The sequence below is a fragment of the Paraburkholderia sp. USG1 genome (genome assembly GCF_031570135.1).
Classification (GTDB): Bacteria; Pseudomonadota; Gammaproteobacteria; order Burkholderiales; family Burkholderiaceae; genus Paraburkholderia; species Paraburkholderia dioscoreae.
Map to the genome: position 1 here is coordinate 17,128 of NZ_JAMWXW010000005.1, position 25,000 is coordinate 42,127.

24 protein-coding genes are annotated in these 25,000 nt (G+C 61.7%); 16 read left to right on the plus strand and 8 right to left on the minus strand.

What is annotated here, in order from left to right; all coding sequences use genetic code 11:
- The first annotated feature begins 35 nt into the window (after positions 1–35).
- Both NE850_RS08205 and NE850_RS08210 read left to right on the plus strand, forming a co-directional pair.
- A complete protein-coding gene (locus NE850_RS08205; RefSeq protein WP_232064394.1) occupies positions 36–2,156 on the plus strand; it encodes an EAL domain-containing protein in 2,121 nt (706 codons plus the stop codon).
- A gap of 281 nt (positions 2,157–2,437) precedes the next feature.
- Positions 2,438–3,679, plus strand: a complete 1,242-nt coding sequence (locus tag NE850_RS08210) for an acyl-CoA dehydrogenase family protein (protein ID WP_007178344.1) — start codon at positions 2,438–2,440, stop codon at positions 3,677–3,679.
- Positions 3,680–3,796: 117 nt separating this feature from the next.
- Here the strand turns inward: NE850_RS08210 and NE850_RS08215 are convergent, their stop codons facing one another.
- Positions 3,797–4,912, minus strand: coding sequence for a sigma-54-dependent Fis family transcriptional regulator (locus NE850_RS08215; protein ID WP_157187726.1), 1,116 nt, complete (start codon positions 4,910–4,912; stop codon positions 3,797–3,799).
- Entirely contained in the window at positions 4,909–6,072 is a 1,164-nt protein-coding gene (locus tag NE850_RS08220) for an acyl-CoA dehydrogenase family protein (protein ID WP_165189375.1), read from the minus strand. Before NE850_RS08220 ends, NE850_RS08215 begins: the two co-directional genes overlap by 4 nt.
- A gap of 605 nt (positions 6,073–6,677) precedes the next feature.
- Here NE850_RS08220 and msuE point away from each other — a divergent pair.
- The 8 genes from msuE to NE850_RS08260 are packed head-to-tail and all read left to right on the plus strand — an operon-like array spanning position 6,678 to position 14,560.
- Complete coding sequence (gene msuE, locus NE850_RS08225) at positions 6,678–7,259, plus strand: FMN reductase (RefSeq protein WP_007178341.1); 582 nt, start codon at positions 6,678–6,680, stop codon at positions 7,257–7,259.
- Positions 7,260–7,286: 27 nt separating this feature from the next.
- The gene (gene sfnG, locus NE850_RS08230) at positions 7,287–8,390 is read left to right on the plus strand and encodes a dimethylsulfone monooxygenase SfnG (protein WP_007178340.1); all 1,104 of its coding nucleotides are present in this window, start codon (positions 7,287–7,289) and stop codon (positions 8,388–8,390) included.
- A gap of 2 nt (positions 8,391–8,392) precedes the next feature.
- Positions 8,393–9,538, plus strand: a complete 1,146-nt coding sequence (locus tag NE850_RS08235) for an AMP-binding protein (protein ID WP_007178339.1) — start codon at positions 8,393–8,395, stop codon at positions 9,536–9,538.
- An 18-nt stretch (positions 9,539–9,556) separates the two neighbouring features.
- Complete coding sequence (locus tag NE850_RS08240; RefSeq protein WP_310698632.1) at positions 9,557–10,336, plus strand: ABC transporter ATP-binding protein; 780 nt, start codon at positions 9,557–9,559, stop codon at positions 10,334–10,336.
- A 13-nt stretch (positions 10,337–10,349) separates the two neighbouring features.
- Positions 10,350–11,231: a branched-chain amino acid ABC transporter permease gene (locus NE850_RS08245; RefSeq protein ID WP_007178337.1), complete on the plus strand. Its 882-nt coding sequence runs from the start codon at positions 10,350–10,352 to the stop codon at positions 11,229–11,231.
- Between the two features lie 8 nt (positions 11,232–11,239).
- Entirely contained in the window at positions 11,240–12,307 is a 1,068-nt protein-coding gene (locus NE850_RS08250) for a branched-chain amino acid ABC transporter permease (protein ID WP_007178336.1), read from the plus strand.
- Between the two features lie 58 nt (positions 12,308–12,365).
- A complete protein-coding gene (locus NE850_RS08255; RefSeq protein WP_007178335.1) occupies positions 12,366–13,727 on the plus strand; it encodes an ABC transporter substrate-binding protein in 1,362 nt (453 codons plus the stop codon).
- A 2-nt stretch (positions 13,728–13,729) separates the two neighbouring features.
- Positions 13,730–14,560, plus strand: a complete 831-nt coding sequence (locus tag NE850_RS08260; RefSeq protein ID WP_310698633.1) for an ABC transporter ATP-binding protein — start codon at positions 13,730–13,732, stop codon at positions 14,558–14,560.
- A gap of 75 nt (positions 14,561–14,635) precedes the next feature.
- Here the strand turns inward: NE850_RS08260 and NE850_RS08265 are convergent, their stop codons facing one another.
- Positions 14,636–15,100: a MarR family winged helix-turn-helix transcriptional regulator gene (locus tag NE850_RS08265; protein WP_007178333.1), complete on the minus strand. Its 465-nt coding sequence runs from the start codon at positions 15,098–15,100 to the stop codon at positions 14,636–14,638.
- Positions 15,101–15,153: 53 nt separating this feature from the next.
- Here NE850_RS08265 and NE850_RS08270 point away from each other — a divergent pair, with 53 nt between their 5' ends.
- Entirely contained in the window at positions 15,154–16,317 is a 1,164-nt protein-coding gene (locus NE850_RS08270; RefSeq protein WP_007178332.1) for an NAD(P)/FAD-dependent oxidoreductase, read from the plus strand.
- A 46-nt stretch (positions 16,318–16,363) separates the two neighbouring features.
- Here the strand turns inward: NE850_RS08270 and NE850_RS08275 are convergent, their stop codons facing one another.
- Positions 16,364–17,278, minus strand: coding sequence for a LysR family transcriptional regulator (locus tag NE850_RS08275; protein WP_035517412.1), 915 nt, complete (start codon positions 17,276–17,278; stop codon positions 16,364–16,366).
- 174 nt (positions 17,279–17,452) lie between these two features.
- Here NE850_RS08275 and NE850_RS08280 point away from each other — a divergent pair, with 174 nt between their 5' ends.
- Positions 17,453–18,157, plus strand: a complete 705-nt coding sequence (locus tag NE850_RS08280; RefSeq protein WP_007178330.1) for an SDR family NAD(P)-dependent oxidoreductase — start codon at positions 17,453–17,455, stop codon at positions 18,155–18,157.
- A gap of 24 nt (positions 18,158–18,181) precedes the next feature.
- On the opposite strand, the gene NE850_RS08285 is transcribed toward NE850_RS08280, so the two are convergent.
- The gene (locus tag NE850_RS08285) at positions 18,182–18,925 is read right to left on the minus strand and encodes an SDR family oxidoreductase (RefSeq protein WP_165189361.1); all 744 of its coding nucleotides are present in this window, start codon (positions 18,923–18,925) and stop codon (positions 18,182–18,184) included.
- A gap of 98 nt (positions 18,926–19,023) precedes the next feature.
- Here NE850_RS08285 and NE850_RS08290 point away from each other — a divergent pair, with 98 nt between their 5' ends.
- From NE850_RS08290 to NE850_RS08305, 4 genes are all read left to right on the plus strand, one after another.
- The gene (locus NE850_RS08290) at positions 19,024–19,935 is read left to right on the plus strand and encodes an AraC family transcriptional regulator (RefSeq protein ID WP_165189358.1); all 912 of its coding nucleotides are present in this window, start codon (positions 19,024–19,026) and stop codon (positions 19,933–19,935) included.
- A 165-nt stretch (positions 19,936–20,100) separates the two neighbouring features.
- A complete protein-coding gene (locus tag NE850_RS08295; protein WP_007178327.1) occupies positions 20,101–20,508 on the plus strand; it encodes a GFA family protein in 408 nt (135 codons plus the stop codon).
- Between the two features lie 85 nt (positions 20,509–20,593).
- Entirely contained in the window at positions 20,594–21,238 is a 645-nt protein-coding gene (locus NE850_RS08300; RefSeq protein WP_007178326.1) for a UdgX family uracil-DNA binding protein, read from the plus strand.
- Between the two features lie 116 nt (positions 21,239–21,354).
- A complete protein-coding gene (locus NE850_RS08305; protein ID WP_007178325.1) occupies positions 21,355–21,666 on the plus strand; it encodes a hypothetical protein in 312 nt (103 codons plus the stop codon).
- 54 nt (positions 21,667–21,720) lie between these two features.
- Here NE850_RS08305 and trpS read toward each other — a convergent pair whose 3' ends face one another.
- The 3 genes from trpS to NE850_RS08320 all read right to left on the minus strand — a co-directional run bounded on the left by trpS (position 21,721) and on the right by NE850_RS08320 (position 24,934).
- On the minus strand, positions 21,721–22,749 hold the full coding sequence (gene trpS / locus NE850_RS08310) for a tryptophan--tRNA ligase (protein ID WP_310698634.1): 1,029 nt from the start codon (positions 22,747–22,749) through the stop codon (positions 21,721–21,723).
- A gap of 238 nt (positions 22,750–22,987) precedes the next feature.
- Entirely contained in the window at positions 22,988–23,326 is a 339-nt protein-coding gene (locus tag NE850_RS08315) for a hypothetical protein (protein ID WP_007178322.1), read from the minus strand.
- A gap of 168 nt (positions 23,327–23,494) precedes the next feature.
- Entirely contained in the window at positions 23,495–24,934 is a 1,440-nt protein-coding gene (locus NE850_RS08320) for an aldehyde dehydrogenase family protein (protein WP_007178321.1), read from the minus strand.
- Between the last annotated feature and the right edge of the window lie 66 nt (positions 24,935–25,000).

Consider the following 25,000-nt stretch of genomic DNA (forward strand, 5'->3'; position numbering starts at 1 on the left):
ATCCTGCGCAAAGCAGCGGCGGAAGTAATCATTTGATGGATGACGAAGCGGATCTTTACGGTCCGGAACGTGGGTTCGTTTTTACCTCGCTGTTCAGTGCGTTGACTGATCACGCTGCGGATATAGTCGACGCCTTCTACCTGAAACTGGCAGCACTGCCGAGGTCGCAAGCCATTCTCGATGCGCTTTCGCCTGCCGAGCTGGCGCACCTGAAAGCGAAGCAGCGAGAAACGCTCCTGAAGATGGCCTCCCCCGATCTGACCGCACAGGCACATCGCGAGATGGCGTTGAGGGTGGGCCGCGTGCACGCGATTGTCGGCCTCGACCGGGAAGAACTGGTGCGCAGCAGGATCATTCTCTCGGCGGAGATTCGCCGTTGCATTGACCCGGCGCCGTACAACGAAGCACTGTCACTGTTGGGGCGTCGCTTGACTCGTGACCTTGCCTTCCAGACCGAGGCATATCAACAGATTCAGGCGTCGCGGCAGCAGGTTTTGATGTCCCTCACGCGCGTTGCGTGGGAGGCTGAGACTTACACCGACCTGATCAGCCTCACGGTGAATCTGCTTGGCCGCCACGAAGAAGTAGCAGGGTGTTCCGTCGGCCGGCCTGACTCACAAGGGGTGTTCCGGTTCGAGTCCGCGTCGGGCGGCGCGATCCGCACGTATGTGTCGCACGTCGAGGCGGGTGCCGAATACCAGATCACCACAGATCCGCTGCAGCCGCAAGGGCAGGGGCCGGCAGGGCGCGCGTGGCGCAGCGGCGAGGTGCACCGGGTGATCGATATTGCAACGGACCCAAGCATGAAACCCTGGCGGGAGCGGGCAGGAATAGCCGGCTTTCGCTCCAGCATCGCGATTCCGTTGCGGCAGCCGGGCAGAACGGCGAAGGCGATTCTTTCGCTCTATAGCGCGTATCCGGGCGGGTATTCGTCGGAAGATCAGAGCGCGTTTGTTGCCATGCTCCAGAGTCTGCTGGGGCTCGCGATCGACAGGATCGAAAACTTCGAAGGTCGCACGCGCACCGTGCCCTATACGCAACGGCAGCGCTGGACCGAGCTTCTCCACTCTGAAGCGTTGCTGATGTATTACCAGCCCTTACTCGACCTCGGGACGGGAGAGGTGACGAAAATCGAGGCGCTCGCCCGCTTGCGGGACGGGGACCGTATTCTGAGCCCCGCTGCATTTTTTCCGGTCCTGTCCTCGAACGACTTTTTCGATCTCTACGTGAGCGGCCTGAACCAGGCTCTCGCGCAGAGAAATGCATGGTTGCGGGACGACATCGACCTTGCGGTATCGGTCAACCTTCCTCCCGCTGCGCTCAGCGATGCCCGCTATTTCACCGCGACGCAGCACGCACTCGCGCAGCACGGCTGCCCGCCACATGTTCTCACGCTAGAGGTGCTGGAAACCGACGATCTGCCCGCGAGCAACGACATCCTTCAGGCACTGAACCGCTTCAAGGCGCTGGGCGTGATTCTCGCGGAAGACGATCTGGGCTCGGGTCACAGCAGCCTGAACCGTCTGCGGCAGTTGCCGTTCGACTGGATCAAGATTGATCGCAACATCACGAACCTTGCCGATCAGGATGCCAATAGCGTATTGCGCTTCATCTATCAGTTGACGAGGCTCGGTCACTCGCTCGGGAAGTCGGTGGTGGTCGAAGGTATCGAACACGTCGACCTGCTCGACGCCATTGGAATTCTGGGCGCGGATGCCGTGCAAGGTTACGCGATCGCTGCGCCGATGCCGGCCGAGCGACTGGCGGGCTGGCTGGCGACTCGCCCCCGCGCGCCACAGGGCCTCAAGCGCAATGGCGCATTCGTGAAGCTGGCGCAACTGCTGATCTGGGAAGAGCGCCTGCATCTCGTGTCCGAAGACCGGCACGCATTGACCCGGCTGGCCGACATCAACAACATGGCGCCTGTGGCGAACGTGGGCGGCGCGCTTTGGCAGGCTCCGCTCGCGTCTGCTTGCCAGATCTGCCCGTTCTCGACTTTCTTCTCCGATATCGATTCGATCTTTCCGGCCGGATTCGCGGATGAATCCGCCAAGCGTGCATTTATCGATGCGGCGATCAACGGCGGACCGCGTAGCGAAGGTTATCTGCTGGCGCGGGAGGCGGTGGTCGAAGCGATTCTCTCGACATCGGCATGAGCAGCCATGTCGGGCCTCCGCGCAGACATCTGCCACGCTGCGGCGGCCAACCAGTGGTTCGAGCTTCAGCGGACAAGCCGGCGCTACAACGCTGTGCGCTGCTCCCAAGCAAGCAGTTCACCAGCACACTGCTTCGGCGCCAGCAGCGAAAATTCTTTGCTCTCCTCATTCATCAAGGCCGATAGACGGTTAGCGCGATGGCATATCTTGTGCTCTCTGTTCTTCATGACGGGAGCCGGATCGCTCCGCCTCATTCCACACATCGACCTTGGAGCTGGCGCATGACAGCACGAAACCAACACGAAACATCGCCACTTTCACGCGGTACCGACTATGAACAGCTGGCCGCCAGATTCCGCCCCATCTTCAACCGGATTGCAGAAGGCGCGCTCGAACGCGAACGCACTCTCGCATTGCCGCACGAGCAGATTGCCTGGCTGAAGGCTGCCGGCTTCGGCGCGGTCAGAGTACCGATCGAGTACGGCGGCGCCGGCGCGACGCTTCCGCAACTCGTGCAGCTACTGATCGAACTGGCCGAGGCCGACTCGAGTCTGCCGCAGGCGTTGCGCGGCCATTTCGCTTTCGTCGAGGACAGGATTAATGCCGCGCCCGGCGCGGCGCGGGACAAATGGCTCCAGCGCTTCGTAGCGGGTGAAATAGTCGGCAATGCGTGGACCGAAGTCGGCGAAGTCAAGATAGGCGACGTCATCACGCGCGTCTCGCGCCGCGGCAACCAATGGGTCGTCAACGGAACCAAGTATTACAGCACGGGGAGCATCTTTGCCGACTGGATCGACGTATACGCGCAGCGCGACGACAACGGCGCGGATGTCATCGCCGCAGTGAATACGCATCAGGCCGGCGTCAAACAAAGCGACGATTGGGACGGATTTGGCCAACGTACCACCGGAAGCGGGACCTCCGTGTTTGAAAACGCCGTGGTCGAAGAAGAGAACATCATCGACTTCTCTACGCGCTTCAAATACCAGACGGCGTTCTATCAATTCGTACTGATCGCCGTGATCGCGGGTACGGGACGCGCGGCATTGCGTGACATCTCGCGTGAGGTGCGCAATCGCACCCGGATCTATAGCCACGGCAACGCGCCACGCGTTAGCGAAGACGTTCAGGTTCAGCAGGTGGTGGGGCAGATCGCGGCGCGCGTGTACGCTGCGGAGGCTGCGGCAGTGCGCGCGGCAGAGCCGTCGCAAAGAGCGTACGAAGCCCGCTTCGGCGCGGACCGTGAGGCCGAACAGGCTGCAAACGTGGCGGCCGAAATAGAATCCGCAAAGGCGCAGGTGGCTGTGGCAGGTCTGATTCTTCAGGCGACGACCGATCTGTTCAATGCGCTCGGCGCGTCGGGCGTCAGCGAAAGCAAACTATTGGACCGGCACTGGCGGAACGCACGCACAGCGGCATCGCACAATCCGCTTATCTACAAGGAACGGATCATTGGTGACTGGGAAATCAATGGCAAGGAGCCGCCCTTCGTCTGGCAGATCGGCAACAGCAGAGCAGTGTGATCTGATCCGGTTTCGCGGTTAGCACGCAGTGTCATGTGGGCCGGTCTTACGGTCGGCTCGCTTATCGGTTCAACGGTGCAGAAAATGACGTATCGGCCCCGCCAGATGCAATTGCGCCTATTTCTGCGCCGAAATCTGTTTGGCGCGAATCAGGCGTGCCCGCAGCACGTTGCGGCTGATGCCCAGCAGTCGTGCCGCCTGAATCTGATTCCGGTAGCAGAAGTCGAACGCCACACGCATGACGGTATCTTCGATCTGTTCGAACAGGTTGCCTTCCGCGTTACCGAAAAGATGACGCAACGCCTCCTCCAATCCTTCAAGCGGTGTAGTCGAAACCGGCTCGCTGGCTGTGCGTCGCGGCGCATGCGTTCCGAAGGACGAGATCTGCAGATCGCCCTCGCCGAGCGAATCGCTGCGGCACACCAATAACGCGTAATGGATGACGTTTTCAAGCTCGCGAATGTTGCCGGGCCAGCTATGCGCGAGCAGCTTGCGCTCGGCGCGCGGTTCGATGCCGACAGGGCCGTAGCCCAGGCGGTTCCGGTACTCTTCTATGAAATACCGGGCGAGCGGCAAGATATCGCCGGGCCGGTCGCGCAACGTAGGCACCGCCAGATGCACGACGTTCAGGCGATAGAACAGGTCCTCCCGGAAATGTCCCGCCGCCACCGCGTCCTGAAGATGCACATTGGTGGCGGCCAGAACGCGTACGTCGATCGGAATGCTCCTGCGTGAGCCGAGCCGCACGATCTCCCGCTCCTGCAGCACGCGCAGCAGTTTGACCTGCATCGAGAGCGGCAGATCGCCGATTTCGTCCAGAAACAGCGTGCCGCCGTTGGCCGCTTCGAACCAGCCGGGTTTCGCGCAGAACGCGCCGGTGAACGCACCTTTCTCGTGGCCGAACAATTCGCTTTCCACCAGCGACTCGGAAAACGCGCCGCAGTTGACCGCCACGAACGGCCCGTCCTTGCGGGCACTGAGGTTATGCACGTGGCGCGCAACCAGTTCCTTGCCGGTACCGGTTTCGCCGATCACGAGCACGTTGGCGTCGCTCGGCGCCACCATGCGAATCCGTTCGAGCAGTGCCAGCGATTGCGGGTCCGAGAAGACCTGTGCCGTGGCGCGAATGGAGGTGGTCAGCGCACGCTTGTCGGGCATGGTCAGCAACGGCGGCGCATCGGTTCGCACTACGGTTGGCCTGTCCGTTATCCCGTGATTGAGTGAATAGTTCATGAGTAGAAGCTCGGCGTCGGATATCGTTGCGTCAGGGCCCATTCGCCGATTTCTCTAAGCTTGTAGGCGAGGGGGTCGTGGAGCGTATGGGTGCGCAAGTTTCGCCAGTGGCGGTCCAGCCTCAGTGCGCCATGCGTCGCGCGCGCGCCGGCTACGTCGAACATGCGGGTACAGATATGGAGCCCGATTTCAGTGGCGGCGACTTTGGCCGTGGCGACCGCCAATGCGACTTCGCCGCGCTCGGCATCGGTCAGCGCATCCTGCTCGCTCCACGCGGCGTCGAAGCGATCGGCGGCGCGGTCGGTCAATAATCGCGCCGCTTCGAGGCCCGCCCAGAACTCACCGTACTGGCCGAGAATATAAGGATCCGCTGAAGTGGTTTGCACGCCGGACGCATGCCACGGACGCGCCTCATGCAATGTGTAGTGGCGGGCATCGTTGAATGCGCTTTCGCCGATGCTGAGATAGATATTCGTCAGGATCAATTGCGCGAGCAACGGACGCAGGCACGCAAACGGCGTCGACAATGGCCCAGGGTCGGTCAGAATCTCGTGATTCTCCACTCGCACTTTTTCCAGCGTCACCGTGCCGCTATCCGTTTGCCGCTGACCGATGTTATTCCAGTCCTCCGCGACAGAGATACCTGTGCGCCCGGTCGGTACTGCCGCGACCAGCAACGTTCCTGTCCCGGCGTCCCGCGCGGACGCGATCAGCATTTCGGAATCGAGCGCGCCGGAGCAGAAGCTCTTCTGTCCAGTGAACTCCCGCCAATCCGCGTACGAGTGGCTGACGGCCCGTTCATCGAGCGGATTTAGCGCGTTCCCCCAGAACCATTGATGGCGGGCAGTCTGCTCGAACCACGCGCGCCACTGCGGCGGCGAGCCGAACAGCCGCACGGTCGCCAGCATCAGATGATGAAAGCCGAAGACGTGGCCGAGCGAACTGTCGGCACGGCCAAGCGTGCGTATCACGTCCAGAGTCTGCCGCCAGTTCGCACCGAGACCGCCGTGCGCTACGGGAATGCTCATGGCGAGCAGACCGCTGGCGCGCAGTGCGTCGCGTTCGGCTTTCGGTGTTCCGCCCTGCGCGTCGCGCTCGGCGGCCGTCGTGGCAAACGACACCGCGAGCCGCTGCGCGATCCGCAGCGGTGTTTCAGTCATCGGGGCTGTCTCTGTGCCCGATAGCAGGGATGCCGGGGCGTCCGGCAGTAGGTAGGTCGAATTCATAGGGATAAAGACACTCGCTGTGCTGCTGGCGGGCGTGGACCATCATGTGTCGGCCGATGGATGTGGAACGGCGTCGCTCAGAGTTGCTTCCTGAGAGACGTATTCTGACGATCTGCCGCAACTTCGGATGCATTTTGTTGTGGTAACCAAAGTCGAATTGCTGATTACGCAGCAGCGTCGTTATGGATGCTGCCTCTGCATCAGCATTCCGGCATGGAGCTACTCGGGGAGGCATACATGTCGGAATACTGAACACCTGCATGCGTGTATTCGACACCCGGCGCTGCTGCTCCAGCAGCAGCGCTGAGGCCATATTGCTTCACCAGCTTCATACGTCAGGCTGCAATGGTTCCATGCCATCGCGATATGCGGCCGGCCAACATTCTCAAACGGTTATGCCCTTTGGTTTGGCGCGCAATCCGGTTAAATCGGCCTGCTCGTCCCGGGCAGCGTGCGTCCGCGAAAAACCGGATGGCATGGTCTTCGCTAAACAGGCTGCAGTCCCGATTAATTCGCTATCGATTGAAAGGATTGTTCGAATGAGCAACAGATTGAAAGTGGTCGCGGTCTCCGGTGGATTGCAGCGGCCGTCACGCACTCTGGTGGTGGTCGAACGTGTGCTCGCCGCACTCGGCGACGCGGTGCCAGTCGACACGCACCTCATCGAGCTCGGTGAGATTGCGCCGGGTCTCGCCGGCGCGGTTCGTCGCGCGCACGTCCCGGCTGACGTCGAAGCACACATCGAGGCGATTGAATCGGCCGACTTGCTGATCGCGGCGAGCCCGGTCTATCGGGCGTCGTATATGGGACTTTTCAAGCATCTGTTCGATCTCGTGCATCACGAGGCGCTGTTCGATGTGCCGGTTCTGCTCGCGGCAACCGGCGGCAGCGATCGTCACGCGCTCGTCATCGATCATCAGTTACGTCCGCTGTTCAGCTTCTTTCAGGCACGCACGCTGCCGATCGGCGTGTATGCGTCCGAGGCCGATTTCAGCGGCTATGCGATTTCCAATCCTGCACTGGAGGAGCGCATTCAACTGGCGGTGTCGCGCGCGCTGCCGTGGCTGCACGCGGGCCGCCTGCCCGCTTCGTTTCCGCGAGCCGCAACAGGGGCTGCATAAACCCTTCACTCAATCATCAGGACCACCATGAGCCAGAACCACTCTCACGACGACGCCGTCAAGTTCGCCTACTGGGTGCCCAATGTCAGCGGCGGCCTTGTCGTCAGCACGATCGAACAGCGCACCGACTGGAGTCTCGAGTACAACGAGAAACTCGCGCAGACCGCTGAACAGGCCGGGTTCGAATACGCGCTGAGCCAGATCCGTTTCACTGCCGGCTACGGTGCCGAATTTCAGCATGAGTCGGTTTCGTTCAGTCAGGCCCTGTTGCACGCAACGACCAGACTCAAAGTCCTGGCGGCGATTTTGCCGGGCCCGTGGCACCCCGCTGTTGTCGCCAAACAACTGGCCACGATCGACCATATTTCAAATGGCCGCATTGCGATCAACGTGGTAAGCGGCTGGTTCAAGGGAGAGTTCACGGCGATCGGCGAGCCGTGGCTCGAACACGATGAACGCTATCGCCGTTCAAAAGAATTCATTCAGGCGCTCAAAGGCATCTGGACGCAGGACAACTTCACGTTCAAGGGCGACTTCTATCGCTTCAACGATTACACGCTGAGTCCCAAGCCGATCCAGAAGCCTCATCCGGAGATCTTCCAGGGCGGCAGTTCACGTGCCGCGCGCGATAACGCCGCCAGCGTGTCCGACTGGTACTTCACCAACGGCAATACTCCGGAGAACCTGAAAACCCAGATCGACGACATCCAGGCCAAGGCGACCAAAAACAATCACAAGGTGCGCATTGGCGTGAACGCGTTCGTGATCGCGCGCGATACCGAAGAAGAAGCCCAGGCGGTACTCGCCGACATCATCAGGCACGCGCACGTCGAAGCCGTGCATGCGTTCGGCGACGCCGTCAAGCAGGCGGGCCAGGCATCGCCGGAAGGTGAAGGCAATTGGGCCAGGTCGAGTTTCGAAGACCTCGTGCAATACAACGACGGCTTCCGCACCAATCTCATCGGTACGCCGCAGCAGATCGCCGAGCGTATCGTCGAATTGAAATCGGTGGGCGTGGATCTCGTGCTGACCGGCTTCCTTCATTTCATCGAAGAAGTGGAGTACTTCGGCAAACGGGTCCTGCCGCTGGTGCGCGAGCTCGAACGCAAGCAGCAGGCGAGAGCCGCCTGATCATGGCGAACCCACAGCCGTCGACGCTACCGGACTGGCTGCGCCATCAGGCGCAGCACCGGCCGCATGCCGTCGCCTTGCGCCATAAACGGCTGGGCGCATGGCACGCGTTGTCGTGGCACGAGGTGGCTACGGCGGTCGAACAGCTGGCAGCCGGTCTCGCACAACGCGGTTTTGCGGCGGGCGACGCGCTGCTGTTCGTCAGTCATCCGCGCGAGGAGGCGTTGCTGTTGTCGCTCGCGGCGCAGTGGAACGGCGGCGTGGCGATACCGCTCGACCCGCACCTCTCCGATGAGGCGTTGCGCGCCGTTCTCACGCATCTTGCCCCACGCTTCGTGTTCGCCGAAGACGACACCCAGGTGGATCGTTTGCTGGCGCACGAAGGCTTGCGAGTGATCGACGCCAACCCGCGCAATCTGACGCCACACCCGCATCCCGCCGTGACCGACTATCGCACACTGGCGATCCCGCATGAAGGCGGCTTCGCTTCCGTTGCCCAACCTCACGACGACGCCTTCGCGTTCGTGCGTCTCGACGCTGACCGGCAACTCGTCGCGCAGCGTCTGTCCCATGCGACGCTGGCACAGGAAGCGCAGCGGCTCGTCGGCACGGAGAAACTGGGCGCGGACGACGAAGCGTTTGCCGCACGCGCATTCGCCGCTGCCTCTCAGGCGCGCTACCTGATCGCGCCCTGGCTGCTGAGCGGCTTTCGCCTGAATTTTCCGGAGTCGCTCGCGACCCGCGACAACGATCGCCGCGAACTTGCGCCGACGCTGGTGGCCGGCACACGCGAAACCTACGCGCGGGTGGCTCAACTCGTCGACGACCGTTTGCCGGGCGCACGCTCCTGGCGGCGGCGCCTCATCAACCGGGCGCAGCGCAGGCAGGGCGGCCCGCTTTTGCGCGTCTTGACGTGGTGGTTCATCAGCCGGCCGTTGCGTGAAGTAATCGGCTTTTCGCGCACGCATGCGGCGCTCGTCATCGGGCCGCCGCTCGACGGGACGACCGCCGCGCTATTCGCCGCATTACGTGTGGACGTGCGCGCGTGGCCCGATACCGGCGAGTGGCGGCGCATCGAGCATCGGCGTGAAGCACCGGCACACCAGCGCCACGCGGCGGACGGCGCGGCGGAACAACCGGCGTATTGATGCATGACTGAACATTCCATGACTACGTCTTCCAACGCGCTGTTATCGCTCGATCACATCTCGCTGTCTTTCAAAGGCGTGAACGCGATCACCGATATCAGCTTCGCGGTGCGCGCGGGTGAAATCTGCGCATTGATCGGCCCGAACGGCGCGGGCAAAAGCTCGCTGCTCAATGTCATCAACGGGGTCTATCAGCCGCAGCGCGGCAGCGTGCATTTCGACGGCCACGCCTATCGGCGGATGAATCCGTATCACGCCGCGCATAGCGGTATTGCGCGCACGTTCCAGAACATCGCGCTGTTTCGCCGTATGAGCGTCCTGGACAACGTGCTCACCGGCCGCAATCTGCACCGGCGCAGCACGTGGCTCGAACAGACCTTGAACGTAGGCCGCGCGCGCAGCGACGAAACGGTGCAACGCAGCTATGCCGAGGTGGTGATCGACGCGCTCGACTTGCAGCGTTATCGGCACACCACTGTCGGCACGCTGCCTTACGGTGTGCAGAAGCGCGTTGAACTGGCTCGTGCCCTCGCCGCCGAGCCGCGTCTGCTGCTGCTCGACGAGCCGATGGCCGGTATGAATGCCGACGAAAAGCACGTCATAGCCGGCTACGTGCTCGACGCCAACACGCAATTCGGCGTGACCGTGGTGCTGATCGAGCACGACATCGGCGTGGTCATGGGTCTGTCGGATCACGTGGTCGTGCTCGACTACGGCAAGAAGATCGCCGACGGCGCACCCGCCGAGGTCCGCAGCAACCCGGACGTGCTCGCCGCCTATCTCGGCACCCGTCATTGAGAGACTGGAGATTATGGGATTTTTCCTCGAAGTGCTCGTAGGTGGTTTGCTGGCGGGCGTGATGTATTCGATGGTCGCGATCGGTTTCGTGCTGATCTATAAAGCGTCCGGCGTGTTCAATTTCGCGCAGGGGTCGATGGTGCTGTTCGGCGCGCTCACCTACGTGAGCCTGGTCGAGCGGCATGTCAAGCCGGTGCTCGCGTTCGGCGTGACCCTCGGCGCGCTCGTGCTGATTGCCTTGCTGATCGGCCGTCTCGTACTGCGCCCGCTGGTCAGCCGGCCGCCCATCGTTCTGTTCATGGCGACCCTGGGTCTGAGCTTCATTCTCGAAGGTGCCGCGCAGCTGTTCTGGGGCGCGCAGGTGCACGGACTGGATCTGGGCATCGACGACAAGCCGCTGAACGTCGGCGGCATCATGATCAGTCAGTTCGACATCTTTGCCGCGGCCACCGCCGGCGTGCTGGTGATCGGCCTTTCGCTATTGACCAACCGTACGCGGCTCGGGTTGTCGCTGCGCGCGGTCGCCGACGACCCACTTGCGGCACTGGCCATCGGCGTACGGCTGCCGCGTGTCTGGGCGATCGTCTGGGCGCTGGCGGGCTTCGTCAGCCTCGTGGCGGGGCTGCTGTGGGGCGCGCGGCTCGGCGTGCAGTTCTCGCTGTCGCTGGTCGTGCTGAAGGCGCTGCCGGTGTTGATCATCGGCGGGTTTTCGTCGATCGGCGGGGCGATTGTGGGCGGTCTGCTGATCGGCGCGTCGGAGAAGCTCGCCGAGGTGTATGTGGGCAGCCTGCTCGGCGGCGGCATAGAAAACTGGTTTCCTTATCTGCTCGCCATGCTTTTCCTGCTTGCGCGGCCGGTCGGTCTATTCGGCGAACCCGCCGTCGAACGCGTGTGAGGCCGCTTATGTCATCTCCTGACACTACGCTGAGCGCTCCGCGCACGTTTAAACCGTACCCACAGCAACGGCCGCTGCTGAAGGTCTGGCTTGCTGCGGTTCTCGTGCTGATCGCTTTCGTTGTCGTGCCGGTATTCGGCAACGACTACTGGCTCAACGCGATTCTGATTCCGTTTCTCGTGCTCTCACTGGCGGGACTGGGTCTGAACCTCGTCACCGGCTATGCGGGACAACTCTCACTCGGCTCCGCTGCCTTCATGTCGGTCGGCGCGTACGCGACCTACAACCTTCTGGTGCGAGTGCCGGCCTTGCCGCTGGCCGTCGATCTACTGCTTGGCGGCCTGATTTCGGCCGTTGTCGGTGCGCTGTTCGGCTTGCCGAGTCTGCGGATCAAGGGCTTTTATCTGATTGTCTCGACTCTGGCCGCGCAGTTCTTTGTCGAGTGGATCTTTACGCGGGTGAGCTGGTTTTCCAACGACGATACCTCGGGCGTACTCAGCGCGCCGCGCCTGACTGCGTTCGGCTGGAAGATCGATACGCCCGCCGCGCGATACCTGTTCGTGCTGGGCGTCACCTCTGTGCTGTTCATTCTGGCAGCCCGTCTCGTGCGTAGCGAACTGGGCCGGCGCTGGATGGCCGTGCGCGACATGGACACTGCCGCGCGCGTGATCGGCATTCCCATCGGCCGGACCAAGCTGCTCGCATTCGCATTGAGTTCGTTCGTGACCGGCATTGCGGGCGCGCTTTGGGCATTCGCTTATCTGGGCACGGTCGAGCCGCACGGTTTCGATCTCAACCTGTCGTTTCAGGTTCTGTTCATCATCATCATTGGCGGCATGAGCAGCATCGGCGGGAATTTTCTGGGCGCGGCCTTCATCGTCCTGCTCCCTATTCTTCTCTCGAACGCGGCCGGCGCGCTCGCTACCGTCGGTATCGAAGCCGGCCAGTTGCAGAACCTGCAGAAGATCCTGTTCGGCACGCTGATTATCGTTTTTCTGATCAAGGAGCCGGACGGACTCGCAAGACTGGTCCAGACCGTGCGTAATCGTCTGCGTGACTGGCCGCTGCGCGCATAGCACTCATTTCTCTCGTCGCTTTTCAAATCACCGCTTAACCATTCAAGGTCCACACAGCATGAATTTCATCGACTCCTTCAAAAGGCGCGGGACGGTGTCGCGCGTGGCGGCTGCCGCGAGCCTGACGCTTGCGCTCACCGCTGCATTCTTATCCACCGCTCAGGCTGCGGGCGAGGAATACTTCCCGCTGCAAAGCTACCGCGTCGGCCCGTATGCGGCGGGCGGCAGCGGGTTCTTTGGCGGCTTCATCGACTATATGAACCTCATCAATAAGCGCGATGGCGGTGTCAATGGCGTGAAGCTGACCTGGAGCGAATGCGAAACCGAATACGTCGTGGAAAAAGGAGTGGAATGCTATGAACGGCTCAAGAGCGGGCTGAACGGCGCACCCGCGGCGGCGACCAATCCGCTGTCGGTCGGTATTGCGTATGCGACGCTCGACCGGTCGACTGCCGATAAGATTCCGCTCATCACGATCAACCACGGCCGCACGGATTCCACCGACGGCGCGGTCTTTCCGTATGTCTTTCCGCTGCAACTCAATCCGTACAGCGAAGTCTCCGCGATCGTCAATTACATCGGCCAGCAATCGGGCGGGTTGAATCAGCTCAAGGGCAAGAAGATCGTGGTGCTCTACCACGGCTCGCCGTACGGCCGTGAGACGATTCCCGTGCTGGATGCACTCGCCAAAAAGTACGGCTTCGAACTCACGCAGATCGAAGTGCCGCATCCGGGTAACGAGCAAGGTTCGCAGTGGCTCACCATTCACCGGATCAATCCGGACTGGGTGATTCTGCGCGGCTGGGGGGTGATGAATCCGGTCGCGTTGAAATCGGCGCAAAAAGTGGGCTTTCCTGCCAATCACATTATCGGCAATATCTGGAGCAATTCGGAAGAAGACGCGCGGCCGGCAGGCGACGCCGCAAAAGGCTTCATTTCGATCACGACGCATCCTTCAGGTACCGACTTCCCCGTCATTCAGGCCATCAATCAGTATGTGATCAAACCGGGGAACGGCAACCTGAAAGACCCCGCGCGCTTCGGGACGGTGTACTACAACCTCGGCGTGGTCAACGGTATTCTGAATGTCGAGGCGTTGCGCGTGGCACAGGCAAAGTTCGGCAACAAACCGCTCACCGGCGAACAGGTACGCTGGGGCTTCGAGCATCTGAATCTCGACGACGCGCGTCTCAGGCAACTGGGTGCGTACGGGCTGGTTCAGCCGTTGAAACTCTCGTGCGCCGATCACGAAGGCGGCGGCGCCGTACGCTTCCAGCAATGGGACGGCCAGCAGTGGAAAGTCATTAGCGGTTGGGTTCAGGCAGATCGTGCGCTGCTGCGTCCGATCATCGAGAAGTCGGCCAATGCGTACGCCAGGGAAAAAGGCATTACGCCGCGCGATTGCAGCAAGGATATCTGAGCATGAGTGCCGCCCCGATTCTGCAGGTCGAAGAAATCGCCGTGACGTATGGCCAGCTCATTGCGGCCTTGCGCGGTGTTTCTCTGACGGTGCCGGCCGGCGCCATTGTCGCGTTGCTGGGCGGCAATGGCGCCGGCAAGACCACTACGCTGAAGGCTATCTCGAGCCTGATACGTGCCGAGCGAGGCGAGCTGACCTCTGGCCGTATCGCGTATCGTGGCGATGCGATTACCGACGCCGACCCGTGGACGCTCGCCGGGCGCGGGCTCGTGCAGGTATTGGAGGGGCGGCGTTGTTTTGCGCATCTGTCCGTCGAGGAGAATCTGCGGCTGGGCGCTTTCGTACGGCGGCCAGGACGGGCTGACCTCGAGGCGGACCTCAAGCGCATCTACGGGATTTTTCCGCGGCTCAAGGAGCGTCGCAGGACGCTTGCGGGCTATACGTCCGGCGGAGAACAGCAGATGGTCGCGATTGGCCGCGCGTTGATGGCGCGGCCTGCGCTGGTCCTGCTCGATGAGCCGTCTATGGGACTCGCTCCGCAAATCGTTGAAGAGATCTTCGAGATCGTGGCGGCCCTCAATCGGGACGATGGCGTGAGCTTCTTATTGGCCGAGCAGAACGCGGCGATTGCGCTGCGCTATGCCCAATCCGGGTACGTGCTCGAGAGTGGCCGGGTAGTCGCGCAAGGCAATGCGCGAACGCTGCTGGAACTCGATACCCTGCGGGATGCGTATCTGGGGAGCGGGAAATCCGCTGTTGACGGACCGCCGCACAGGTCGCGCCGTTTGCGGACTCTGCGTGCAGTCCCGGACGCCGGGGCGGCATTGGGGTGAGATGCTGCGTATCAAGCGTCGGTGAAGATGAACAGACCCCTCCCGCCGCGCCAGGCCATATCGGTCAGCACGCTATCAGCCACTGTCCCTATCCGCTAGCGCCTGTTCCAGATTTGCGTCGATCCTCAGCAACAAACTCACCAGCTGCGATCGCTCTTCGCTGGTAAAGCCCGTCAAGGCCGTTTCGCAGACTTCGTCCATTATCAGTTTGCCATTGGGCATCTGTCTGGACGCGCGCGCAGTCAACGAGATCAGCCGGCTGCGCCCATCGGCCGGATCAGGCACGCGCCTGACCAGGTTGTCACGTTCCATGCGATTCAGGAGTTGGGCCATGCTGGACTGCTCAACCTGCGCCATGCGTGCCAATTCTGCCTGGGACAAGGCGCCGGCCTTTTTCAGCGTGACCAGAACGGGCAACTGGCCGATCGCGAATCCCAACTGACGCAGCGGCGCGTCGACCAATCTCGCAAATGCCCGGGACACTTGACCGATTAGCCGCATGGGGCGAGCCGGGTCTTCGATTTGTGATTCACTTGACATCTAAATAGGTGCCTATATATATTGAATAGGTACCTATCTTAATGGATTCTCCGATGAACGCAAGCCCGAAGATTGCCATTGTCGGCGGTGGTCCCGGCGGACTGACGCTCGCCCGTATTCTTCATCTTCACGGCATGGCCGTCACGGTATTCGAGCGGGAGGCGCATTCGCTCGAACGGCCGCAGGGTGGTACGTTGGACCTGCATGAAGAATCCGGCCTGCTGGCGGTGCAACGCGCCGGGTTGACGGATGCGTTCCAGGCTATCGCCCGTTATGAGGATCAAGGTACGCGTTTGCTGGACGAGCGTGGACAGTTACTGTTCGAGGAGCGGGATGCGGCCAGCGGCAATCGGCCCGAAGTCGACCGGACGGCTTTGCGCACCATGCTGCTCGATGCACTGCCTGACGGCGTGGTTCAATGGAACCGGCAACTGCGCGAGGTTCGCGACAATGGCGACGGGCGCTGGACGCTGGCATTTGACGACAGCCTTGAAGGGCCCTTCGATCTTGTGGTCGGCGCCGACGGTACCTGGTCGCGCGTGCGGCCACTCTTGTCGCCATACAAGCCTCAGTACAGCGGCCTTTGTTTCGTCGAATTCGGTATCGACGACGTCGACCGCTCCCATCCGGCGCTGGCGCGACTGGTCGGACGCGGCAAGATGAGCGTGGAAGGCGACGGCAAGGCACTCATCGTGCAGCGCAATGCCAACTCGCACTTTCGCGGCTATGCGATCTTACGCGTTCCGCCTGGCTGGGTGGAGCGTCGCTTCGATTTCACATCGCCGAATGCCGTCCGCGAAGGGCTGATACGCGAGTACTCGGGATTTGCCGACAACATCCTCGATCTGTTTCGGGCCAGTAACGAGCATTTTGCAATACGGCCGATCTATGCCCTGCCTGTAGGGCACTGCTGGACGCATCGAAAAGGTCTTACGCTGATCGGTGATGCGGCGCATGTCATGTCACCCTTCGGTGGAGAAGGAGTGAATAACGCCATGTTCGACGCGGCCGAACTTGCGCGATTGCTGGCTTCGGACTCGCCTTGGGACGACGCCGTGATGGAATACGAGGCATCGATGTTCGCCCGTGTTGCCGAGTCCGCTGAAGGTTCCGCCGAAGGGGCCGCGACATTTCTATCGCACGACGGGCAGGCGCTCACGCTCGAACTCTATCGTCGTCACCAATCGGAGCACGAGGCGTCCGCTGGCGGCGGTTGACGTGAGCGGACGAGGACAACGCTTTCCCGAAACCGATCACTTGCGCTCAGAACGGCACCCGCTGGCGACACACTGTGAGAACCCGTTGCCGAAGCCAACGATGAACAGGGTCATTCTCCAAACGAGGATGCCACATTTGAGAAATCGTAAAGCGATCAGTCGCCACAGGAAGCTCAAAGGAACAGGCGTCGACGGATGAGTCGTACTGACTTTTCATGAAAGACGCAGGCAGTAGCGCTACCAGATCGGACGCTCTAGCCACCGCCAACGCTGCGGGAAAGCTCGGCACGATCGCCACGGTTGTTCGTTCGAATCCTGACAGGGCAATTGCAGCGTCAAGCGAGTCGATGATATGGCGACCGTGCGGGGCAACTACGTGGCCAAACGCTGCGTACTGCCCGATGGTCACTTCCTGTTCCGCTTCGAGCGGATGCCCCTTTCTGACAACGCCCAGGTAGTGGTCCCGAAACAATGCCTGGACACGGACTTCCGGCCCCATTCCTTCCAGTACACCAATCTCAAGATCGGCGGAGCCGTTTCGCAGATATTCCGCGTTCCTTTCCGATCTGGACGAAAAGTGCAAACGCACATGCGGCGCAAGTGCCGTCACTTCAGCAATCAATGTTGCACCGAAGGCTTCCACGAAAGCTTCATTGGCACGAATCTTAAGCGTTCTACGCAGCGTTGAAAAATCCGGCATCACCGGTGACGGCTGGAGCAGGGAACGCGCCTCATGAACGATATTTTTCGTTTGCTTCCGAATCTCTTCGGCATAGGCAGTCAGCACCATGTTGCGCCCGGCCCGGACCAGCAAAGGATCGCCGGTCGCAGCGCGAAGGCGGGTAAGCGTGCGACTCATTGCGGAAGCGCTCAAATGCAACGACCGGGCGGCGCGCGTCACGTTTTTCTCGGTGAGCAACGCGTCGAGCGCGAAAAGGAGGTTGAGGTCCGGTTCAGGCATCTCTTGATCGTAATTGGCAGAGTTGAGGTATGGCGTTTGATGCATAGATTGGTTGCATTCAGCGCGGCTTCCGCCATCTCCCGTGTACCACTATATTGGTTCGTGCGATTCACTCAAGAGGATCACGCCCGTCACTTTCATGCTCGGGGGCGGCCTCATTTATCGGAGCTACCGATGCAAGACACACCTTCGCAGAAAACCGTTCTCATTGTCGGTGCCTCCCGCGGCCTTGGTTTGGCGATGGTCGAGGAGTATCTGAAGCGCGGTTGCCGGGTCATCGCCACCGGGCGAGCCGCCTCGACAGAGAAGCTTCGGCAGATCGCACAAGCCTCCGCTGGTGCGCTCGAAGTGGAAACTACCGATATCACGATTCCGGAGCAGGTTGCAGCGCTGCGCGCCCGTCTTGCCGATCGGCGCATAGATGTGCTTTTTGTGAATGCAGGTGTCAAGAACGATGATCGCGAAACGATAGCGGACGTCTCGACCGAGGAATTCGTACGCGTGATAGTAACGAATTCGCTGAGTCCGATGAGAGTCATCGAGGCGTTTCAGGATCTTGTGCCGCCGACGGGAACTATCGGTGTCATGTCATCGGGGCAGGGCAGCATCACAAACGCCACTAACGCGAATTATGAAGTCTACAGGGGGAGCAAGGCCGCGCTCAATATGTTTATGCGTACCTTCGCAGCCCGCAGCGCCGGGTATCCGCGGACCCTTCTGATTATGGCGCCCGGCTGGGTCCAGACAGACATGGGTGGTCCTACGGCGCGCCTGACCATTGAAGAAAGCATTCCGAACCTGGTCAATACGATCGAGGCTTATGAAGGGCGCCCCGGCTTGCATTACCTCGACTATCTGGGAAGGACCGTTCCGTGGTGACGGATCGCACAACGCAATTTCAGCTCACCGCGAATTGGCCCACTCTATAGCGTCGGCACCGGCGGCGATGCGAGCGGGGCACGATGGGTCGTTCGCTGCGCGCCACACAGCTTCTGCCACGTCGAGCGAGCGCGTGATCGCAGTCTCCTGCTGCCAGTGGTCGAAGACGCGCTGCGCCAGGGCCGCGTACGCTTTGGGAAACCCGCCCTGCATCCGGGACTGCGCGTTTTCGCCGAAGCGCGTCTCTGGCGCCCGTCCCGGCAGAACCACGCGCACTCGCACATTGAATGGTTCGAGTTCCAGAGCAACGGATTCGGAGAACGCGTTGATCGCCGCCTTGCTGGCGGTGTACACGGAGAGCAGATGGAGCGGCCTCAATGTCACGCTCGACGTGACGTTGACGATAACGCCTTCCTTCCGTTGGCGGAACTGCGGCAGAACCGCCTGGGTCATGGCGATCGTGCCGAGCGTGTTCGTTTCGAAGACTTCGCGCGCAGTCTCCATCGACGTGCCTTCGAGCGCGTTCAGCACGCCAATCCCCGCGTTGTTGACGAGGACGTCGATCGGCCCCGCGGCATCCACCGCCCGGCGGACGCTTTCCGGATCTGTGACATCGAGCGCGAGCACTCGCAGACGCTCGGAGCGCGGCAGAACATCCTCTCGCGGCGTGCGCATCGTGGCGATGACGTGCCAGTCGCGATCGAGGAAATAGCGAGCGATTTCGAGGCCGAATCCGGACGAACATCCGGTGATCAGGACGGTTTTCATGGCGACTCCTGTAGAAGGTGGCAGTACCCACACCATAAGTCGCCACGGCCGGACTTGCTACAATCGAGCGTCCAGGTTTCATTAGAAGGAGTCCGGTTATGGTCGACCCGCTCGCGGAGGTCGTCACGCTGCTCCAGCCGGTCGCCGCCTTTTCGAAGGTCGTCAGCGGGGCGGGTCGCTGGCGCGTTCACCGCTCGGAAGCCGGACAACCGTTCTACTGCGTGATCCTCGACGGATCGTGCCGCCTCGTCACCAACGGGCGCGAGCCGATCATCCTCCAGACCGACGACTTCGTTCTGATTCCCGAGGTGTACGACTTCACAATGTCGAGCCTCGAGCCACCCGAAGCGGAGGGCGCGGATACCGTGCCCGTGGCGCTGCTCGACGGCGGATTCAGACTTGGTGACGGAAACGGGCCGTCTGACGTGCAACTGCTGGTGGGCCATTGCGTCTTCGGTTCACCTGACGCGGCCTTGCTGGTGTCGCTTCTCCCCGATTTCGTGCATGTTCGCGGCGAACGCAGGCTGGCCACGCTCGTGAAGCTTGTGCGGGAGGAGTCTCGGGAGCAGCGTCCCGCGCGGGACGTCGTCCTCGCCCGTCTGTTGGAGGTTCTGCTAATCGAGGCGCTCCGGTCGGCGGGAACCGCAGCGTCGCCCGGCCTTGTGCGCGGGCTCGGCGATGCACGGCTCGCACTTGCGATACGTCAGATGCACGAGAGTCCCCAGAAGCGCTGGACGGTTGCGCAACTGGCGGACACAGCGGCACTTTCACGCTCGGCGTTTTTCGAGCGCTTCAGCCGTGCCGTGGGCGTCGCTCCGATGGAATACCTGTTGTCCTGGCGCATGGCGTTGGCCAAGAAATTGCTGAGACGGAAAGAAGGCGGCGTTGCAAACGTTGCGGAGCGCGTCGGCTACAGTTCGGCGAGCGCATTCAGCGTCGCATTCACCCGCCATGTCGGACTACCGCCCACTCAGTACGCAAAGGAGCAGATGGACACGCCAGCGCCGTAACGCGACCGGGGTGAGTGCCTGTATGTCGAGGCTTCGACTCCGACCCGGATTGCGGCTCGCCGATTGCTGGCAGATGGCGAACGGCCACGACCAGTCTCGACATCCATGCCCGTATCGTCGAGACTGTGGACGAGCGTGAGAATGGTTTGCAAAGGAGTGTGTGTGATGACAACGAGCGAAGCCTTCGAAGAAACCGGCGGATGTGCGTGCGGTTCAGTGCGATTCCGCGTCAGCGCGCAACCGAGGCGAGTGTCGATATGCCACTGCATGAACTGTCGGCGTATACACGGCAATGTGTTCGGCGGCTATGCCATGTTCGAACGCAGTGCCGTGGAATTCACCGGCCCGACCCAGGCGTGGCAGAGTTCGCCTGGCGCGCGCAGACATTTTTGCCCAACGTGTGGCTCGGTCGCGTTCATGGAATTCCTCGACAGCGACGAACTGGATGTGCCGCTCGGCGGCTTCGATCGCGTGGGTCTTTTTGAGCCGGTTTATGAACTCTGGTGTTGCCACAAGGAGCCGTGGCTGCCCGCGGGCGTGCGCACCGAATACGAAGAGGGCAGGCCGAAGTAGCGCGCGAATGTGCACGGCGCAAAGCGCAGTGGATTGACCGGCCGGGTCCGCGCCTTGCTGGCGATGCAGGCGGAGATTGCCGACTATGGCCGACGACAAGCAGACCAGACATTCGCGCAGCAGCGCCCGATCCGATCCGGATGTCGAGCGTGACCAGCAACCGTCGAGCTTGGACGAATGCCGCCGCTGCGCGTTATGGCGTAACGCGACGCAGGCAGTGCCCGGCGAAGGACCGCAGCGCGCGTCGATCATGCTGGTCGGCGAGCAGCCGGGGGACGCCGAAGATCTGCAGGGCAGGCCTTTCGTCGGACCGGCCGGCGCATTGCTGGACAAAGCGCTCGAAGAGGCCGGACTGAAGCGTAAAGACGTCTATGTCACGAATGCGGTCAAGCATTTCAAATGGACGCCGCGCGGCAAGCGCCGCATGCACAAAACGCCGGGGCAGCGAGAGATCGAGGCATGCGGATACTGGCTTGAACAGGAACTGCGCGCGGTAGGGGCACGCGTGATCGTTGCTTTGGGCGCCACGGCGTTAAAAGCGGTACTGGACGATTCGCACGCGCGCTTACAGGACTCGCTCGGCAAAACGATCGGGCACGGCGAGCATCTGGTCGTGGCGACCTATCATCCGTCATTCGCATTGCGCGCGCCGGATCCCGAAACCCGTAGGCACGTCTATGACACGATCGTTGCGGCACTCCAGACGGCGGACAAGCTGGGCCATAAGTGATCGCACGCATAACGTAACCCCTCGCGCTGGACTCTCACAATTAGACCCGGTAGTCTGAGCGTGTTGGACGTAGTTTGGCGGATGCTGTTCCTGACCGACAACGTGGGAGCCGAAACATGGAAGTGAGCACAGAAGCGCTTGTTGACATGCTGAGAGAAGTCGAAGCCGACGACCCGATCGACTACGCCGACCTCCCTTTCGGAGAGCAGGAACTCCGGCGTCTTGTGATGACCTCTCTCGTCGAGCGCCACCACCAGGTTGAATCCGGCAATCTGTCGGTATCCGACATCCACGCGCTGTATCTGCTGAGCACCGCCAAGCTTGTGCTCGAAAACACGGTGCTTCATGCCAGATTGCTTCTGCTTCAGGGGCAGCGGGTCGATGTCCAGTCCCTGCTGGCTCCGTTCACCCTGAAAGGCAAACCGTAGACCGGCAAGGCGGGCTCCCGGCTATACGGTGCCCGCCCCGCCGCCGCGCTTCGCTCAGTTCTGGAAGTAATTCAGGCCGAGCGCGCCCTTCACCTCCGACACGGTCGCGCCTGCCACCTCCCGCGCCCGCAGCGTCCCGAGGCGCAGAACGTTCAGCACCTCTGCACGGTCGGTTTCGAACTCGCGGCGGCGCTCGCGAATGGGGGCGAGCATCGCTTGCAGCCGTTCGTTGAGCACGCGCTTGACCACGCTGTCGCCGAGACCGCCGCGGCGGTAGTGCGCCTTGAGCTCGTCGACCTTCGGTACGTCCGGCTCGAAGGCGTCGAGGAACGCGAACACAACGTTGCCTTCCACCTGGCCCGGGTCGTTGACGCGCAAATGGTTAGGGTCCGTGTACATGTTGTTCACGGCCTTGGTGATTTCGTCCGGGCTCGCGCCCAGCGTAATCGCGTTACCCAGCGACTTGCTCATCTTGGCTTTGCCGTCGATACCCGGCAGCCGCGCGACGTGCGAGAGCACCGCTTCGCATTCGACCAGCACCTGTTTGTCGACCGTGTTATTGAAACGGCGCACCAGTTCATTGGTTTGTTCGATCATCGGCAACTGATCGTCGCCCACAGGCACGCGCGTCGCCTTGAACGCGGTGATGTCGGCGGCCTGGCTGACCGGATACGTCAGAAAGCCGGCGGGGATGTCGCGCTCGAAACCGCGAAGCACGATTTCCGCCTTGATGGTCGGGTTGCGTTCAAGGCGCGCGACCGTCACGAGATTGAGCAGATACTGGGTCAATTCCGCCAGTTCCGGCACCTGCGACTGAATGAAAATAGTCGATTTGGCCGGGTCGATGCCGACCGCGAGATAGTCGAGCGCCACCTCGATCACGTTTTCAGTGACTTTCTGATGGCGGCCGACGTTGTCGGTCATGGCCTGCGCATCGGCAAGCAGCAGGAATTGCTGCGCTTCGTGCTGAAGCTGCACGCGCGAGCGCAACGAGCCGATGTAGTGGCCAAGATGCAGCGGGCCGGTGGTGCGGTCGCCGGTGAGGATAATGGACGGGTTCGTAGTCTGGTTTGCGTCTGTCATGGTCAGAGTTCTGCGTTTGTCGATACCGCCAGCCGTCAGCGCGCAGAAACGAAAATGCCGCCAGGACTGGCGGCATCACGTTTCGATGGTCGAGTGGAAACGGGCCGCCTGGGTCAGGCGCGCCACCAACAATTCAGCGTGATCGGTTTCGTATTCATTCAGAGAGTATAACGCGGCGGATCGCCGTGCCGTCAACGGCGCGCCGGACAGCATTGTTGGCCGGCGCCTCGCGCTGCTCCTAGGTCGCGGAGAAAACGACTGCTGCGGCGTTTTCGACCTGCGTGAAAGTGCGAACGAAGCGGTAGGCCTGGCCGCCGATCTCCATCTCATTGACGCCGGAGCGGGTCAGTTCCAGCATCTCATTGGCGAGCGGGATGGCAATCGTGCCGAGCCTCTTCATTTCCTCGAGCAGGCCGGCCGGATCGCCCAGGTAGACGGTACAGGCGTCGGCCGTATGACGCGTCATCACCACGCTCGCCGCCTTGTCGAGCGATAGTTCGAGATATTCGACCAAGGTCTGCAGCGACTCCGGCACGGGTTCGTGAGACCCGTTCATCGATGTATTTGCAACGGTCATCTTGTGGTCCCCCATCGCGCCAATGTGCGGGCAGGCCGCTGGAGATCAGCGGTGCATCCACTATACGGCATCGTACATCGATACTCGACTCATGCAGAATGTCTTGCACGATACCGCCGGTGTTTGGAAACTCACGCAACGCAGAGTTTTGCCACGAGCTCGAGGCGATCAGTCCGCCGCCGGGTGTCGGAAAACGCCAAGCACCGACTTGGGTTCGAGAAACGCTTCGAGCCCGAACGTGCCGTATTCACGCCCAATGCCGGATTGCTTGAAGCCGCCGAACGGCGCGGCCGGCTCATGGGCCAGCGTGTTGACAAGTACGCGTCCCGCTTCGATCTTCGACGCAACCTCATGCGCTCGCTCGTTGTCACGCGACAAAACATAAGCCTGCAAGCCATAGCTCGTGTCGTTGGCGATAGCAATGGCCTCTTCGGTGTCGCGATAGCCGATGATCGACAGCACGGGGCCGAAAATCTCTTCACGCGCAATCGTCATGTCGTTCGTGACATCGCTGAAAACGGTCGGGCGCACGAACCAGCCGGCGTCCACACCATCCGGCCGCCCCGGGCCGCCCACGATCAGACGCGCGCCTTCGTCGATGCCGATGCGGATATAGCGCTGCACGCGCTCCCACTGTTTCTGGCTGACCATCGGCCCGACGGTGGTTTTCGGGTCGCGCGGATCGCCGGCCTGGATGTGCGCGACTTCTTCCTGCACGCGCGCTTCGAACTCCGCGAGCCGATGCCGCGACACCAGAATGCGGGTGCCTGCGATACACGCCTGCCCGCTGTTCATCAAGCCGGCCTGAATGGCGAGAGGCACAGCTTGATCGAAGTTCGCATCGTCGAGCACGATCACTGGCGACTTGCCGCCGAGTTCGAGCGTCACGCGCTTCAACGTTTCGGACGCCGCGCGCAAGATCGTCTTGCCGACGGCCGTGGAGCCGGTGAACGACAGCTTGGCGACATCGGGATGCGAACTGATTTCGGCGCCCACGGTGTCGCCGCGCCCCGTCACGATGTTGAACACGCCGGCAGGCAAGCCCGCTTCATGAAGCGCCTCGGTCACGATGCGCGTCTGGATCGCGCTCATCTCGCTCGGCTTGACGACGGCCGTGCAGCCCGCTGCCAGAGCGGCGGCGAGCTTGCCGCAAATGAAGCCCGCGTCGCTATTCCACGGCGTGATCAAACCGGCGACGCCCAGAGGTTGCATCACGACTTCGGCGCTGCCCGCGCGGCGCGTGAATGCATAGTCCTGCAATACCTTCGCCGCTTCGAGCAGGACGCTGCTGGCATGCTGCGCCATCCAGCGGCCGCGCGATACCGGTGCGCCATATTCGTCGGTGATCGCTTCGTAAAGCTCGTCTTCTCTTGCCACGACGGCTTCATGCATCTGCTTCAGCATGTCGATGCGCTCACCCTTGCCGGTGCGGGAAAAGGCGGGAAACGCGCGTTTTGCGGCGGCGATGGCGTCGCGGGCGTCCTGTTCGTCGGCAAGGCGAACCTGGCCGATCACCTGTTCTGTCGCCGGATTGAAGAGATCGAACATTTCGCTGCCGTGCGGCGTGACGAACGCGCCGTCGATATAGATCTTGTCGATGAATTGCATGATTGCTCCATGAAGGCTCTGAACGAATCACGATAGACCTGTGCCATTGAGTTGACTAGCCGTACA

Coding starts and splice junctions, on each gene's coding strand:
- NE850_RS08235 (WP_007178339.1), top strand. CDS start 8,393: ATGGCGAACCCACAGCCGTCGACGCTACCGGACTGGCTGCGCCATCAG.
- NE850_RS08280 (WP_007178330.1), top strand. CDS start 17,453: ATGCAAGACACACCTTCGCAGAAAACCGTTCTCATTGTCGGTGCCTCC.
- NE850_RS08245 (WP_007178337.1), top strand. CDS start 10,350: ATGGGATTTTTCCTCGAAGTGCTCGTAGGTGGTTTGCTGGCGGGCGTG.
- NE850_RS08290 (WP_165189358.1), top strand. CDS start 19,024: ATGGTCGACCCGCTCGCGGAGGTCGTCACGCTGCTCCAGCCGGTCGCC.
- NE850_RS08270 (WP_007178332.1), top strand. CDS start 15,154: ATGAACGCAAGCCCGAAGATTGCCATTGTCGGCGGTGGTCCCGGCGGA.
- msuE (WP_007178341.1), top strand. CDS start 6,678: ATGAGCAACAGATTGAAAGTGGTCGCGGTCTCCGGTGGATTGCAGCGG.
- NE850_RS08205 (WP_232064394.1), top strand. CDS start 36: ATGGATGACGAAGCGGATCTTTACGGTCCGGAACGTGGGTTCGTTTTT.
- NE850_RS08255 (WP_007178335.1), top strand. CDS start 12,366: ATGAATTTCATCGACTCCTTCAAAAGGCGCGGGACGGTGTCGCGCGTG.
- NE850_RS08240 (WP_310698632.1), top strand. CDS start 9,557: ATGACTACGTCTTCCAACGCGCTGTTATCGCTCGATCACATCTCGCTG.
- NE850_RS08275 (WP_035517412.1), bottom strand. CDS start 17,278: ATGCCTGAACCGGACCTCAACCTCCTTTTCGCGCTCGACGCGTTGCTC.
- sfnG (WP_007178340.1), top strand. CDS start 7,287: ATGAGCCAGAACCACTCTCACGACGACGCCGTCAAGTTCGCCTACTGG.
- NE850_RS08260 (WP_310698633.1), top strand. CDS start 13,730: ATGAGTGCCGCCCCGATTCTGCAGGTCGAAGAAATCGCCGTGACGTAT.
- NE850_RS08305 (WP_007178325.1), top strand. CDS start 21,355: ATGGAAGTGAGCACAGAAGCGCTTGTTGACATGCTGAGAGAAGTCGAA.
- NE850_RS08320 (WP_007178321.1), bottom strand. CDS start 24,934: ATGCAATTCATCGACAAGATCTATATCGACGGCGCGTTCGTCACGCCG.
- NE850_RS08285 (WP_165189361.1), bottom strand. CDS start 18,925: ATGAAAACCGTCCTGATCACCGGATGTTCGTCCGGATTCGGCCTCGAA.
- NE850_RS08210 (WP_007178344.1), top strand. CDS start 2,438: ATGACAGCACGAAACCAACACGAAACATCGCCACTTTCACGCGGTACC.
- NE850_RS08215 (WP_157187726.1), bottom strand. CDS start 4,912: ATGAACTATTCACTCAATCACGGGATAACGGACAGGCCAACCGTAGTG.
- trpS (WP_310698634.1), bottom strand. CDS start 22,749: ATGACAGACGCAAACCAGACTACGAACCCGTCCATTATCCTCACCGGC.
- NE850_RS08315 (WP_007178322.1), bottom strand. CDS start 23,326: ATGACCGTTGCAAATACATCGATGAACGGGTCTCACGAACCCGTGCCG.
- NE850_RS08220 (WP_165189375.1), bottom strand. CDS start 6,072: ATGACTGAAACACCGCTGCGGATCGCGCAGCGGCTCGCGGTGTCGTTT.
- NE850_RS08250 (WP_007178336.1), top strand. CDS start 11,240: ATGTCATCTCCTGACACTACGCTGAGCGCTCCGCGCACGTTTAAACCG.
- NE850_RS08295 (WP_007178327.1), top strand. CDS start 20,101: ATGACAACGAGCGAAGCCTTCGAAGAAACCGGCGGATGTGCGTGCGGT.
- NE850_RS08265 (WP_007178333.1), bottom strand. CDS start 15,100: ATGTCAAGTGAATCACAAATCGAAGACCCGGCTCGCCCCATGCGGCTA.
- NE850_RS08300 (WP_007178326.1), top strand. CDS start 20,594: ATGGCCGACGACAAGCAGACCAGACATTCGCGCAGCAGCGCCCGATCC.